Consider the following 13,440-nt stretch of genomic DNA (forward strand, 5'->3'; position numbering starts at 1 on the left):
CATGCTCGGGCGGGAGTCGGCGGGCCGTCGGGAACACGCCGCGTCCTCTGGGCCGACACGCCGTCCGTGTGATCCGACGCACGGTCGTTATCTTCCAGCCGTTGACATGCACCACCGCACCGCCCCTACACTGGTACTCAAATGTGAACGGTCACATGGCTGGTCACATACTCGCTTCGATCCACCAGAGCACTGCATTGCGGTCTCGAGAAGAACAAAGAGGTCCTTCCCTTGAGTGACTCCACCACGGGCACATCCGGCACGACCGATGAGGCCGCGAGCAGGCCCACCTACGTCATCGGCGTCGACTACGGCACGCTGTCTGGGCGCGCGGTCGTCGTCCGCGTCTCCGACGGTGCCGAGCTCGGCGCCTCGACGCTGGAATACCCGCACGCCGTCATGGACTCCACGCTGGCGGCCTCCGGTGACCGGCTTCCGCCGGAGTGGGCTCTGCAGGTGCCGTCCGACTACGTCGACGTGCTTCGCACCGCGGTTCCGGCAGCCGTGAAGGAAGCCGGTATCGACCCGCAGGACGTCATCGGCATCGCGACGGACTTCACCGCCTGCACGATGGTTCCCACCCTCGCCGACGGAACACCGCTCAACGAGGTGCCCGGCTACGAGAACCGCCCGCACGCATACGTCAAGCTTTGGAAGCACCACGCCGCCCAGGGCCAGGCCAACCGTATCAACGAGCTCGCTGCGGAGCGGGGCGAGGCGTGGCTGCCCCGCTACGGAGGACTGATCTCCAGCGAGTGGGAGTTCGCGAAGGGCCTCCAGCTCCTCGAGGAGGACCGCGAGCTGTACGACCTGATGGACCACTGGGTCGAGGCAGCTGACTGGATCGTCTGGCAGCTCACGGGTGAGTACGTACGCAACGCCTGCACCGCCGGGTACAAGGGCATCTACCAGGACGGCGCCTACCCGTCCGAGGAATTCCTCGCCGCGCTCAACCCCGACTTCGCCGGGTTCGTGCGCGAGAAGGTGGAGCACACCATCGGCGCGCTCGCCTCCAAGGCAGGCTCGTTGTCCGAGGAAGCTGCAGGCTGGACCGGACTGCCCGTGGGGATCGCGGTGGCCGTCGGCAACGTCGACGCCCACGTCACGGCCCCTGCGGCCCAGGCCACCGAGCCCGGCCAGATGGTCGCCATCATGGGAACCTCGACCTGCCACGTCATGAACTCGGACCGCCTCAGCGAGGTGCCGGGGATGTGCGGTGTCGTGGACGGCGGGATCGTGGAGGGCTTCTACGGCTACGAGGCCGGGCAATCAGGGGTCGGCGACATCTTCGCGTGGTTCGTCGCCAACCAGGTGCCCGGCGAGATCCAGGAGGCCGCTACGGCCCAGGGCCTCAGCGTGCACGAGTACCTCACCGAGCAGGCGCAGGCCGAGCCCGTCGGGGCGCACGGTCTCGTTGCCCTCGACTGGCACTCGGGCAACCGCTCCGTCCTCGTTGACCACGAGTTGTCCGGCACCATCGTGGGACTGACGCTCGCCACCAAGCCGCACGAGGTCTACCGAGCGCTGCTGGAGTCGACGGCGTTCGGCACCCGGAAGATCGTCGAGACGTTCAACGCGTCCGGCATCCCCGTCACCGAATTCGTCGCCGCAGGCGGGCTCATCCGCAACCCGTTCCTCATGCAGGTCTACGCGGACGTCCTCAACATGCCCCTCTCGGTGATCGGCAGTTCGCAGGGACCGGCCCTCGGGTCCGCCATCCACGCCGCCGTCGCTGCCGGGGCCTACGAGGACATCCACGCCGCAGCCGCGGCGATGGGGCGTCTCGACCGCGGGGCCTACACCCCCGACCCCGAGCGGGCTGCGGCATACGACGCCCTCTACCGCGAGTACACCGAACTGCACGACTACTTCGGCCGCGGCACAAATGACGTCATGCACCGGCTCAAGGCGCTGCGTCGCTCTGCTCGCGAGGTGCACAGCGGTCAAGCCGGGCAGCCTCTGCAGCAGGCGGTGACGGTATGAGCACGTTCGGCCCCGAGATCGACGCAGCCATCCTGGCCGTCCGCCAGGACGTGGCCGCCCTGCACGCCGAGCTCGTGCGCTACGGACTCGTCGTCTGGACCGGGGGCAACGTCTCCGGGCGGGTTCCCGGAGCGAACCTGTTCGTCATCAAGCCCTCCGGCGTCAGTTACGACGAGCTGACGCCGGAGAACCAGATCCTGTGCGACCTCGACGGAAACGTCATCGAGGGCACGCCCGGGTCCGAGCGGTCGCCGTCGAGCGACACCGCGGCGCACGCCTACGTGTACCGCAACATGCCCGACGTCGGCGGTGTGGTGCACACGCACTCCACCTACGCCGTCGCCTGGGCCGCGCGTGGGGAACCGATTCCCTGCGTCATCACGGCCATGGCCGACGAGTTCGGCGGGGAGATCCCCGTCGGCCCCTTCGCCATCATCGGCGACGACTCGATCGGCCGCGGCATCGTGGAGACGCTCACCAACCACCGCTCACGCGGTGTGCTCATGAAGAGCCACGGTCCCTTCACCATCGGCAAGGATGCGAAAGACGCCGTCAAGGCCGCCGTCATGCTCGAGGACGTCGCCAGGACCGTCCACATCTCGCGCCAGCTAGGTGCTCCGGCAGGCATCCAGCCCGAGCACATCGACTCACTCTTCGACCGCTACCAGAACGTGTACGGTCAGCCCTCGACCCCAGGAGCCTCCGTATGAGCCCCCTCAGCACGACCCTCGACACCTACGAAGTCTGGTTCCTCACCGGCAGCCAGGACCTCTACGGCGAGGAAACCCTGCAGCAGGTCGCGGAGCAGTCCCAGGAGATCGTCCGGATGCTCACGGACTCGGGCCTGCCCGTGAAAGTGGTCTGGAAGCCGACGCTGAAGGACTCCGCCTCGATCCGCCGGATGGCCCTGGAGGTCAATGCCGCGGACAACGCGATCGGCGTGATCGCCTGGATGCACACGTTCAGCCCCGCGAAGATGTGGATCGCCGGCCTCGACGCACTCCGGAAGCCCCTGCTGCACCTGCACACGCAGATCAACGTCGCCCTCCCGTGGGGCGAGATCGACTTCGACTTCATGAACCTGAACCAGGCCGCGCACGGCGACCGCGAGTTCGGCTACATCCAGTCGCGCCTCGGCGTGCCGCGCAAGACCGTCGTCGGGCACGTCTCCAGCCCCGACGTGTGCGCCAAGGTGGCCTCCTGGCAGCGCGCCTCCGCGGGCTGGGCCGCCGTGCACGAGCTCAAGGTCGCCCGCTTCGGTGACAACATGCGCAACGTCGCCGTCACCGAGGGTGACAAGACGGAGGCGGAGCTGCGCTTCGGCGTCTCGATCAACACCTGGGGCGTCAACGACCTCGTCGCCGCCGTCGAAGCCCAGTCCGACTCCGACGTCGACGCCCTCGTGGCCGAGTACGAGGAGACCTACGACGTCGTTCCGGAACTCCGCCGCGGCGGGGAGCGCCACGAGTCGCTGCGCTACGGCGCCCGCCAGGAGCTGGGGCTGCTGTCCTTCCTCGAGGAGGGCGGCTTCGGCGCCTTCACGACCAACTTCGAGGACCTCGGCGCGCTGCGGCAGCTCCCCGGGCTCGCCGTCCAGCGGCTGATGGCCCGCGGCTACGGCTTCGGCGCGGAGGGCGACTGGAAGACGGCCGTGCTCGTGCGGGCCGCGAAGGTCATGGGTGCCGGACTGCCCGGCGGTGCCTCCCTCATGGAGGACTACACGTACCACCTGGTGCCGGGGGAGGAGAAGATCCTCGGGGCGCACATGCTCGAGATCTGCCCGACCCTGACCACGTCCAAGCCCTCCCTGGAGGTGCACCCGCTCGGAATCGGCGGCAAGGAAGACCCCGTACGCCTCGTGTTCGACACGGATGCCGGTGCCGGCGTCGTCGTCGCGATGTCGGACATGCGGGATCGGTTCCGCCTCACGGCCAACGCCGTCGAGATCGTTCCGCCCGATGCCCCGCTCCCCAACCTGCCGGTCGCGCGCGCAGTGTGGAAGCCGGAGCCGAGCCTCGAAACGTCCGCAGCGGCATGGCTCAGTGCCGGCGCCGCACACCACACCGTCCTCACCACCGCGGTGGGCCTCGACGTCTTCGAGGACTTCGCGGATATCGCCGAGGTCGAACTGCTGCGGATCGACGCCGACACGAAGCTGCGGGAATTCCAGCGCGAACTGCGCTGGAACGCTGCCTACTACCGGCTGGCGCAAAAGCTGTAGGACCGTTCCACCAGAAAGCCGGCAACGTTGCCGGAAACCACTCACAAGAAAGTCCCACCATGAATCGGAAATACCTGGCCGGCATCGCGGCCGCCAGCATCCTGACCCTCAGCCTCACCGCCTGCGGTGGGAGCAGGGGCGGCGGCGGGGACGCTGCTGCCGAGGGCGGATCCAATGAGGGTGCAAAGATCGGCGTGGCCATGCCGACGCAGCAGTCCGAGCGCTGGATCGCCGACGGCGAGAACGTCAAGAGCCAGCTCGAAGAGCTCGGCTACGACGTCGACCTCCAGTATGCGAACGACGACATCCCGACGCAGATCTCGCAGATCGAGAACATGATCAACGGCGGCGTGAAGGCCCTCGTGGTCGCCTCGATCGACGGCACGACCCTCACGAGCGTCCTCGACCAGGCCGAGGCCCAGGACATCCCGGTCATCGCCTACGACCGCCTGATCAACGAGTCGGACACCGTGGACTACTACACGACCTTCGACAACGAGGAGGTCGGCGTCCAGCAGGCGACCTCCCTGCTGACCGGGCTCGGCATCCTCGACGCCGAGGGCAAGGAGACCGGCGAGATGGGTCCGTTCGACGTCGAGCTCTTCGCGGGGAGCCCCGACGACAACAACGCCACCTTCTTCTGGGACGGGGCGATGAAGACCCTCCAGCCGTACCTCGACAGCGGCGTGCTCCGCGTGCCCAGCGGCCAGACGGAGTTCGAGCAGGCAGCGATCCTCCGCTGGCTGCCCGACACCGCACAGGACCGAATGGAGGACCTGCTCACCGTCGGTGGCGGCGAGCGGCTCGAGGGTGTCCTCTCGCCCTACGACGGCCTCTCCATCGGCATCATCTCGGCGTTGACCTCCGGCGGCTACTCCGCGGACGACCTCCCGGTCGTGACCGGCCAGGACGCCGAGGTCGGCTCGGTGAAGTCCATCATCGAGGGCGAGCAGTACTCGACGATCTTCAAGGACGTCCGCGAACTCGGCAAGCAGGCGGTCACCATGGTCGACGCCCTCATGAAGGGCGAGGAGCCCGAGGTCAACGACACCGAGACGTACGACAACGGCGTGAAGGTCGTTCCGGCGTACCTGCTCGAGTCCGAGATCGTCACGGTCGACAACTACGAGGCAGCCCTCGTCGAGACCGGCTACTACACCGAGGACGACCTCAAGTAGTCGTTCCACAGCACTCCTGATACCTGTGGCTCCGAACCTCCCCGGTCCGGAGCCACAGGTGCTGTACCTCGCCCGGCCACTCCCGGGACTTCCACTCAAGTAAGCGAGGCTCGACCATGGCGGAAAACATCCTTCGGATGCGCCGCATCACCAAGACCTTCCCAGGCGTGAAGGCACTGCAGGACGTCAACCTCGACGTCGAGCGTGGCGAAGTCCACGCGATCTGCGGGGAGAACGGGGCCGGGAAATCGACCCTCATGAAAGTGCTGTCCGGTGTGTACCCGCACGGCACGTACGACGGCGACATCGAGTTCGAGGGCAAGGTCGCGGAGTTCAAGGACATCCGCGACAGCGAGCGTGACGGCATCGTCATCATCCACCAGGAGCTCGCCCTCTCACCCTTCCTGTCGGTCGCCGAGAACATCTTCCTCGGGAACGAGCGGGAGAAGCGCGGCTTCATCAACTGGAACGAGACCAACGTGGAGGCGGGCAAGCTGCTCCGTCGCGTGGGCCTGGACCTCAACCCGGTGGTGCGTGCAGGCGACATCGGCGTCGGCAAGCAGCAGCTCGTCGAGATCGCCAAGGCGCTGTCCAAGAACGTGAAGCTGCTCATCCTCGACGAACCCACCGCAGCCCTTAACGACGAGGACTCCGCGCACCTCCTCGGGCTCGTCAAGGGACTCCGCACGGAGGGCATCACCTGCATCATCATCAGCCACAAGCTCAACGAGATCCGGGAGATCGCCGACTCGGTGACCATCCTTCGCGACGGCCGCACCATCGAGACGCTGAGCCTCCACGACGGGTCCGTCACCGAGGAGCGCATCATCAAGGGCATGGTCGGCCGGGACATGGGTAGCCGCTACCCGGACCGCACTCCCGTGATCGGCGAGGAAGTGCTCCGGGTCGAGGACTGGACGGTCCACCACCCGCAGGAAAGCGGCCGCGTGATCGTCGATTCCGCCAACCTCACCGTCCGTGCCGGCGAGGTGGTTGGTATCGCAGGGCTGATGGGCGCCGGACGCACCGAGCTCGCCATGAGCATCTTCGGGCGGAGCTACGGCTCGAACATCACGGGCACCCTCTACAAGAACGGGACGCCGATCACCGCACGTACCGTGGGGGAGGCAATCCGGCACGGCATCGCGTATGCCACGGAGGACCGCAAGCGGTACGGCCTGAACCTGATCGACGACATCAAGCGCAACGTCTCCGGCGCCGCCCTCGGCAAGCTGGCGAAGCGCGGCTGGGTGGACAGCGGACGGGAGGCCGTCGTCGCCGGTGACTACCGCCGGTCGATGAACATCAAAGCACCCACCGTCACCGCCATCACCGGGAAGCTCTCCGGTGGCAACCAGCAGAAGGTGGTGCTCTCCAAGTGGATGTTCTCGGACCCCGACGTCCTCATCCTCGACGAGCCCACACGCGGGATCGACGTCGGTGCCAAGTACGAGATCTACACGATCATCAACCGCCTCGCCGCCGAGGGGAAGGCCGTCATCGTGATCTCTTCGGAGCTCCCCGAGCTCCTCGGCATCTGCGACCGCATCTACACCCTCGCCGAAGGCCGCATCACAGCCGAAGTGCCCATCGGGCAGGCGACCCCGGAACTCCTCATGCAGTACATGACCAAGGAAAAGGACTGACTCCATGGCAACCACCGTCAGGGACCCTGAGATCGCGACGCCACCTCCCACTGTGAAGGGCGGGCTCTCCTTCCTCACGAGCAGGCTTCGCCAGATCGGTATCTTCGTAGCACTCCTCGTGATCGTCACCCTGTTCCAGGTGCTGACCGGCGGCGCGCTCCTGCAGCCGGACAACGTCTCGAACATCATCGTGCAGAACAGCTACATCCTGCTCCTGGCCATCGGCATGGTCATGATCATCGTGGCCGGGCACATCGACCTGTCGGTCGGTTCGGTGGCGGCCTTCGTCGGAGCCATGTCCGGCATCATGGTGCAGGACTGGAACTTCCCCTGGTGGGTCGCCTTCCTCGCCTCGCTGATCATCGGCGGGCTCGTCGGGGCCTGGCAGGGCTTTTGGGTGGCCTACGTGGGCATCCCGGCCTTCATCGTCACGCTTGCGGGCATGCTCGTGTTCCGCGGGTTGACGCAGATCGTTCTCGAGAACCAGCGCATCACCGGCTTCCCCGAGGAATACCGCCAGCTCGGCGGCGGCTTCCTGTTCCCCGGGCTGTTCCCGGCGGAGACGAACATCCTGGACTGGACCACGGTCGGCCTCGGCGTTCTCGCCGTCGTCCTGCTGGTCATCACCCAGCTCCGCGGACGGGCCACACGGGCCCGGCTGAACCTCGAGGACGAGCCTGCCGCCTGGTTCTTCACCAAGCTCGCCTTCATCGCGTTCATCATCCTCGGCCTGACCTACCTGCTCGCCGGCTCGCGCAGCGGGACGCCGATCGTCCTCGTGGTCCTCGGCATCCTGATCGTGGCCTACAGCACCGTGATGAGCAACAGCGTCTTCGGTCGCCACATCTATGCGCGGGGCGGCAATCTCCAGGCAGCCCAGCTGTCCGGCGTCAACACCAAGCGCATCGATTTCATGCTCTTCGTCAACATGGGTGTGCTGGCGGCGCTCGCCGGTCTCATCTTCACCGGGCGGCTGAACTCGGCCGGGCCGGGAGCTGGCAACCTCTTCGAGCTCGACGCCATCGCGGCTGCGTTCATCGGCGGGGCCGCCGTGACCGGCGGCGTGGGTACCGTGATCGGGGCCATCACCGGTGGCCTGATCATGGGTGTGCTGAACAACGGGATGTCCCTGCTCGGCGTGGGCATCGACTACCAGCAGTTCATCAAGGGCATGGTGCTCCTGCTCGCCGTCGGCTTCGACGTCTTCAACAAGCGCCGCGCCTCGAGCGCCCTGAAATAGGGATGGCGAGAAGAAGAAAAAAGACCGGACGTGCGTAACTTTCCCGCACGGTCCATCGATTACCACTGTGTAAGCGCCGCACCGAGGCTTATCCCCCAACGGGCCTCGGTGCGGCCTTCTTTTGCCCCGGCCCGGGAGGGCTGGCGCCTTCGGCTGGGAGGCAACGGTTACGATGGTGTCGCCGTCCCGCCCGAACAAGGAAGACACCGTGGTCACACCGCTGCCTGATGATGCGCTCGTTCGCGCACAAGCGGGTGAACCAGAGGCTTTCGCCTTGATCTACGAGGCAATGTGCCCCGCAGTCCTGGGGTATTTCAGGGGCCGCGGGTCGGAGGATCCGGAAGCTCTGACCCAGGAAGTCTTCCTCACGGTCTTCTCGAAACTGGCGACCGTGACCGGGGGGCTGTCGGGACTGCGCACGTTCACGTTCTCGGTCGCGCACGCTCGACACGTGGACGAGGTGCGGAAGAAGATGCGCGCGCCGGTGCTCGTGGGCTACGAAGCCGACGGCGACACCCGGGCTACCGACTCGGCGGAGACAGTGGCGCTGGGGAACCTCGACGCCGGATCGGCCGGCGGGATGCTCGCGCAGCTCAATGCGGAGCAGCGCGACGTGCTCCTGTTGCGCATCGTGGCGGAACTGCCGATCGAGCAGGTGGCCGAAATCCTCGGACGATCGGCGGGATCGGTGAAACAGCTCCAGCGCCGGGGACTGCTCAAGCTGAAGGAACTCGTTGTACCCACAGAATCGGAAGCGCTATGACTGGACGTGACACCTCGTCGCCGGACTCCGTGCGGCAGCTCCTGGACGAGGCGGGCGTCCCGCAGGATGCCGCCGTCGTGCGTGCACTGCTGGACATCAGGGCGCTCGGTGCCGGTCCTGCTCCCGAGGCATCCGCCGAACTGGCCCAGTTGATGGCCGACGGCGGGCGGGCCCCCCAGGGCCGCAGGTTCAAGCGGCGCGTCACGTTCATCGGAGGTGCTCTCGCCGTGTCGATGGGCGTCGGCATATCCGGCGTGGCAGCGGGGACCCTGCACCTCCCTGTAGGACTGGGGGATGCGGTCGGCTCGATCACGCGCTTCACCGCAGGTGCCGGTGCCGCTCCCGAGGACCGTTCCCCGTCTCCGCTCGTCGTCGGCGATGAGGACGTCGTGGCGCCCCGGGCTTCCTCCGACGGCTTCGGCACAGTTCCGGCTCCCGTTCCGGCACCGACAGTCGCGGCGGCCGGCGGAACGGCGGCCGTGGTGCCTCCCGCAGCAGGGGATGCAGCGGAATTGCCGCCCTATGCCGCACCCCGGGAGAGTGATGCGCGTCCCGAGGGAGCGGCGGGCGCTTACCGTGAGCGGGCGCTTCCACCCGCGCCGCCGTCGCCGGCCCGTCCCTTCGTGCCTGCCGCTCCGGCGTCCCCGTCCGGTCCCACCGGTGTAACTCCGCCGGCCGGTCCCTCCGGCGCGCATCCGCCGGTACGCGGGCTTCGTGGTGCTCCGGACCCCGGGCATGCGACACCTGCGGACAAGCAGAAGGGCCGTGGGGAGGACCCCTCGGGGACGAGCGAAGCACCCCAGCAGACCCAGCAGACCAAGCAACCCCAGCAAACCCAGCAGACGGAGCTTGCCGACCCGGGCCGGAAGGACAGCAGGACAGCCGATCCCGTCAGGCCCGGCAGGAGCCTCGCCGACGCAGGGACGACGCGCGCGGAGCAGGACTTCGCGCGGATCGTGATGGACAGCCCTCCGCCCGCGGATCTGCTGGTCCTTCCGGCTCCGGTGGCGCTCGCGGACGATCCCTGGGCGCTCTTCCCGGCCGATGTCCTCGTCGCGGATGGTCCGGCGGTGGCCGGTGATGCCGAACCATCGGAGCAGACCGCGCCGAGTGCTGTCGACGCGCTTCCGGTGACCTCCGCACCCGCGGAGCCCGAGCCCGCACCGAAGGCTGTTCCGGCCGCCGACTGAGCAGCCGGAACAGCGGGCGGCCCTACGAGGTGATCTGCCTCTTCGACGAGATGATGCCGGTGTTGAATCCGGCCAGGTTGAGACCGCCGTGGAACCGCGCGTGCTCGATCTTGATGCAGCGGTCCATCACCACGTTCAGGCCGGCTGCCTCAGCGTCCCGTGCAACGTCCTCGTGCCACGAGCCCAGCTGCAGCCAGAGTGTCTTCGCGCCCACGGCAAGCGTCTCCTCGAGGACCGAGGGCAGGTCGCCGTGCCTGCGGAAGACGTCGACGACGTCGGGCACCTCGGGCAGGTCCTTCAGCGACGCGTAGGCGGGCTGGCCGAGGATCTCCTTGGCCACCGGGTTCACGAAGTACAGACGGTAGGGCGACGACGACTGCAGGTAGGTCGCGACGAAGTAGGACGCGCGCGACGGCTTGTCGGAGGCGCCGACGATGGCGACCGACCGCGCGTTCCTCAGGAGGTTCAGGCGTTCAGGGGCCGACGGGCCTTCCCACGTCCGTTCCGATGCAGTGCTGCTCATGCTCCCACTCCTACTGCGCGCGTCGTCGACACGTCGTCGTTCTGGCCGGCCGCCGTCTGTGGGAGCTCGTCGAATCCTTCGTCCGCGCCGTTGACGGCGAGGTCGAGCGCCTGGTCCAGGTCCCACAGGATGTCGTCGAGGTCCTCCAAGCCCACCGAGATGCGGACCAGGTCCTCCGGGACGCCCGCCGCGACGAGCTGCTCCGCGGACAGCTGCTGGTGCGTCGTCGAACCCGGGTGGATCACGAGGGTCCGGGAGTCGCCGACGTTGGCGAGGTGGGAGGCCAGCTGCAGCGACTCGATGAACTTCTGCCCGGCCTTGCGGCCACCCTTGATGCCGAAGCTGAAAACCGATCCGGGGCCCTGCGGCAGGTAGGTCTTCGCGCGTTCGTGGTGCGCGTGCGTGGGCAGTCCAGCGTAGTTGACGTACTCCACGCGGGGGTCCGCCTGCAGCCATTCGGCGACGGCCTGCGCGTTCTCGAGGTGTTCGTCGAGGCGCTGTGCGAGGGTCTCGACGCCCTGCAGCAGCTGGAAGGCCGACGACGGCGACAGCGACGGCCCGATGTCGCGGAGCTGCTCCGTGCGCAGCTTGGTGAGGAAGCCGTACTCGCCGAAGTTCGCCCACCACTGGATGTTGCCGTAGGAGGGGACGGGCTCGGTCATCATGGGGAACTTGCCGTTGCCCCAGTCGAACCGTCCGCTCTCGACGATGACTCCGCCGAGCGTGGTGCCGTGCCCGCCGATGAACTTCGTGGCGGAGTGGATGACGATGTCCGCGCCGTGCTCGATCGGCCGCACGAGGTAGGGCGTGCTGAGCGTCGAGTCCACGATGAACGGGATACCCGCGTCCTGAGCCACTTTCGCCAAACCTGCGAGGTCCGCGATCTCACCCGAGGGGTTCGCGATCACCTCGGCGTAGACGGCCTTGGTGTTCTCGCGGATCGCCGCTGCGTAGTCCGCCGGATCGGTTCCGGGGACGAAGGTGGTCTCGATACCGAAGCGGCGCAGCGTGACGTCGAGCTGCGTGACGGTCCCGCCGTACAGCTGGGAAGCGGCGACGATGTGGTCGCCGGCCTGGCACAGGGCGGCGAAGGTAATGAACTCCGCGCTCATGCCCGACGCCGTCGCCACCGCTCCGATGCCGCCCTCGAGGGAAGCGATGCGCTCCTCGAAGGCCGCGACGGTGGGGTTGCCGATGCGCGAGTAGATGTTGCCGTACTTCTGCAACGCGAAGAGGTTGGCGGCGTCGTTGGTGTCCTTGAACACGAACGACGTCGTCTGGTAGATCGGCACCGCCCGGGCACCGTGGGTTGCGTCGGGCGTGCCGCCGGCGTGGAGTGCACGCGTGCGGAAACCGAAGGAACGTTCTGCCATCAGACACCTGCCTTGCTGGGTTCGTGAAGTGCGAGGGTGGATTTGGGGTCGAAGTCGACGCCGGCCTTGCGGGCGGCGTCGGCCTCCAGTTCGCGCACGATCGGGAGGATGTCGGTACCGAAGGCGGCGACCTCCTCCTGGAAGTGCAGGTAGCAGGTGAGGAAGAGGTTGACGCCGATCTTCTTGTACTCGACGATCCGCTCGGCGATCTGCTCGGGCGTACCGATGAGCTGGGTCTTGAAGCCGTCGTTGTACTGCACGAGGTCCTCGAAGGTGGAATCGGCCCACATGCCCTTGCCGTCCTTCGTCGAGGCGCCTGCCTCCTGGACGGCGGCACGGAAGCCCTCGACGGCGGGCCGGTGGGCCTTCTCGACGATCTCGCGCAGGGTGTCGCGTGCCTCCTTCTCGGAGTCACGCGCGATCACGAAGCCGTTCAGCCCGTACCGGGGGCGCCGTCCGGCCTGGGCTGCGGCGGCCTGGACTCCTGCGATGTTCTCCTTGAAGCCCTCGAGGTCCTTGCCGTTGGAGAAGTACCAGTCCGCGACGCGGCCCGCAGTCGCCTGGGCCGCCGTCGAGTTCCCGCCGAAGAAGATCTCGGGGTGCGGGCGTCCTGGGACGTCCACGGGGGCCGGGCTCAGGGTGAAGTTGTTGATGTCGTAGTACTTCCCCGCCTGGCTGTAGCCCTCCTCGGTCCACAGGCCGCGCAGCACCCGGATGAACTCCTCGGTGCGGACGTAGCGCTCGTCGTGCTCGAGCCACTCGAGGCCGAAGTTGGTGAACTCGTCCTTAAGCCACCCGGAGACGATGTTGACCGCGGCACGGCCGTTGGAGATGTGGTCCGCCGTGATGATGAACTTCGCGAGCACGCCGGGGTGCCACATACCGGGGTGGACCGCGGCGATGACCTTCAGCTTCTCGGTCGCCGCCAGGAGGGCGAGCGAGAACGACGTCGCTTCGTGCTGCTTGTCGGCGCCGTAGGACGCGGCGTAGCGGGTCTGCGAGAGCGCGTACTCGAAGCCGGCGTCCTCCGCGATGCGGGCGAGCTTCTTGTTGTAGTCGAAGTCCCAGCTGGTCCGCTGCTCGATGGTCGAGACCACCAGTCCGCCACTGACATTGGGTACCCAGTAGGCGAATTTCAGGGGTGTGGAAAGGTCGGCAACGCTCATGGTCTCCTCCATCGGCCTGGCAGTAGCACCCTTCTGTCGCCGCATCGATGCAGAGGCCAGGGTTGCTGCGGCGTCAGTGAGCCAGATCTCTCAGCCGCTCGGGATGGTCGGTTCGAGTGTGACACCGGCACGCTGCAGAACCAAACAATGTTTCGCC

At 67.3% G+C, this 13,440-nt stretch carries 11 protein-coding genes and 1 riboswitch; of the genes, 8 read left to right on the plus strand and 3 right to left on the minus strand.

Annotated elements, in window-relative coordinates; translation table 11 throughout:
* The first annotated feature begins 231 nt into the window (after window positions 1-231).
* The 8 genes from araB (at window position 232) to CXQ96_RS08505 (ending at window position 10,221) form a co-directional block, all read left to right on the plus strand.
* A complete protein-coding gene (araB, locus tag CXQ96_RS08470; protein ID WP_104117609.1) occupies window positions 232-1,983 on the plus strand; it encodes a ribulokinase in 1,752 nt (583 codons plus the stop codon).
* Window positions 1,980-2,693, plus strand: coding sequence for an L-ribulose-5-phosphate 4-epimerase (locus tag CXQ96_RS08475; protein ID WP_104117610.1), 714 nt, complete (start codon window positions 1,980-1,982; stop codon window positions 2,691-2,693). Before araB ends, CXQ96_RS08475 begins: the two co-directional genes overlap by 4 nt.
* On the plus strand, window positions 2,690-4,204 hold the full coding sequence (araA, locus tag CXQ96_RS08480) for an L-arabinose isomerase (RefSeq protein ID WP_104117611.1): 1,515 nt from the start codon (window positions 2,690-2,692) through the stop codon (window positions 4,202-4,204). Before CXQ96_RS08475 ends, araA begins: the two co-directional genes overlap by 4 nt.
* A gap of 59 nt (window positions 4,205-4,263) precedes the next feature.
* Window positions 4,264-5,382: a multiple monosaccharide ABC transporter substrate-binding protein gene (gene chvE, locus CXQ96_RS08485; protein ID WP_104117612.1), complete on the plus strand. Its 1,119-nt coding sequence runs from the start codon at window positions 4,264-4,266 to the stop codon at window positions 5,380-5,382.
* A gap of 116 nt (window positions 5,383-5,498) precedes the next feature.
* Window positions 5,499-7,028 (plus strand): multiple monosaccharide ABC transporter ATP-binding protein, encoded by a 1,530-nt coding sequence (gene mmsA / locus CXQ96_RS08490; protein ID WP_104117613.1) that lies wholly within the window; start codon window positions 5,499-5,501, stop codon window positions 7,026-7,028.
* Window positions 7,029-7,032: 4 nt separating this feature from the next.
* Window positions 7,033-8,268 (plus strand): multiple monosaccharide ABC transporter permease, encoded by a 1,236-nt coding sequence (gene mmsB / locus CXQ96_RS08495; RefSeq protein WP_104117614.1) that lies wholly within the window; start codon window positions 7,033-7,035, stop codon window positions 8,266-8,268.
* Between the two features lie 208 nt (window positions 8,269-8,476).
* Entirely contained in the window at window positions 8,477-9,031 is a 555-nt protein-coding gene (locus CXQ96_RS08500) for an RNA polymerase sigma factor (protein WP_104117615.1), read from the plus strand.
* Window positions 9,028-10,221, plus strand: a complete 1,194-nt coding sequence (locus tag CXQ96_RS08505) for a hypothetical protein (protein WP_104117616.1) — start codon at window positions 9,028-9,030, stop codon at window positions 10,219-10,221. The genes CXQ96_RS08500 and CXQ96_RS08505 overlap by 4 nt, the downstream gene beginning before the upstream one ends.
* Before the next feature lie 22 nt (window positions 10,222-10,243).
* Here the strand turns inward: CXQ96_RS08505 and CXQ96_RS08510 are convergent, their stop codons facing one another.
* The 3 genes from CXQ96_RS08510 to sfnG form a co-directional block, all read right to left on the minus strand.
* On the minus strand, window positions 10,244-10,744 hold the full coding sequence (locus CXQ96_RS08510) for a CoA-binding protein (protein ID WP_104117617.1): 501 nt from the start codon (window positions 10,742-10,744) through the stop codon (window positions 10,244-10,246).
* Window positions 10,741-12,117 (minus strand): O-acetylhomoserine aminocarboxypropyltransferase/cysteine synthase family protein, encoded by a 1,377-nt coding sequence (locus CXQ96_RS08515; protein WP_104117618.1) that lies wholly within the window; start codon window positions 12,115-12,117, stop codon window positions 10,741-10,743. Before CXQ96_RS08515 ends, CXQ96_RS08510 begins: the two co-directional genes overlap by 4 nt.
* The gene (gene sfnG / locus CXQ96_RS08520) at window positions 12,117-13,295 is read right to left on the minus strand and encodes a dimethylsulfone monooxygenase SfnG (RefSeq protein WP_104117619.1); all 1,179 of its coding nucleotides are present in this window, start codon (window positions 13,293-13,295) and stop codon (window positions 12,117-12,119) included. Before sfnG ends, CXQ96_RS08515 begins: the two co-directional genes overlap by 1 nt.
* A riboswitch (SAM riboswitch) is annotated at window positions 13,289-13,393 on the minus strand. Its footprint overlaps the gene before it by 7 nt.
* Window positions 13,394-13,440 lie beyond the last annotated feature (47 nt).

Source organism: Arthrobacter sp. B1805 (genome assembly GCF_002929745.1).
In the GTDB taxonomy this organism is placed as follows: domain Bacteria; phylum Actinomycetota; class Actinomycetes; order Actinomycetales; family Micrococcaceae; genus Arthrobacter_D.

What these genes read in the sequence shown, in the direction of transcription:
- CXQ96_RS08475 (WP_104117610.1), top strand. Translation starts at nt 1,980, where the DNA reads ATGAGCACGTTCGGCCCCGAGATCGACGCAGCCATCCTGGCCGTCCGC.
- araA (WP_104117611.1), top strand. Translation starts at nt 2,690, where the DNA reads ATGAGCCCCCTCAGCACGACCCTCGACACCTACGAAGTCTGGTTCCTC.
- chvE (WP_104117612.1), top strand. Translation starts at nt 4,264, where the DNA reads ATGAATCGGAAATACCTGGCCGGCATCGCGGCCGCCAGCATCCTGACC.
- mmsA (WP_104117613.1), top strand. Translation starts at nt 5,499, where the DNA reads ATGGCGGAAAACATCCTTCGGATGCGCCGCATCACCAAGACCTTCCCA.
- mmsB (WP_104117614.1), top strand. Translation starts at nt 7,033, where the DNA reads ATGGCAACCACCGTCAGGGACCCTGAGATCGCGACGCCACCTCCCACT.
- CXQ96_RS08505 (WP_104117616.1), top strand. Translation starts at nt 9,028, where the DNA reads ATGACTGGACGTGACACCTCGTCGCCGGACTCCGTGCGGCAGCTCCTG.
- CXQ96_RS08510 (WP_104117617.1), bottom strand. Translation starts at nt 10,744, where the DNA reads ATGAGCAGCACTGCATCGGAACGGACGTGGGAAGGCCCGTCGGCCCCT.
- CXQ96_RS08515 (WP_104117618.1), bottom strand. Translation starts at nt 12,117, where the DNA reads ATGGCAGAACGTTCCTTCGGTTTCCGCACGCGTGCACTCCACGCCGGC.
- sfnG (WP_104117619.1), bottom strand. Translation starts at nt 13,295, where the DNA reads ATGGAGGAGACCATGAGCGTTGCCGACCTTTCCACACCCCTGAAATTC.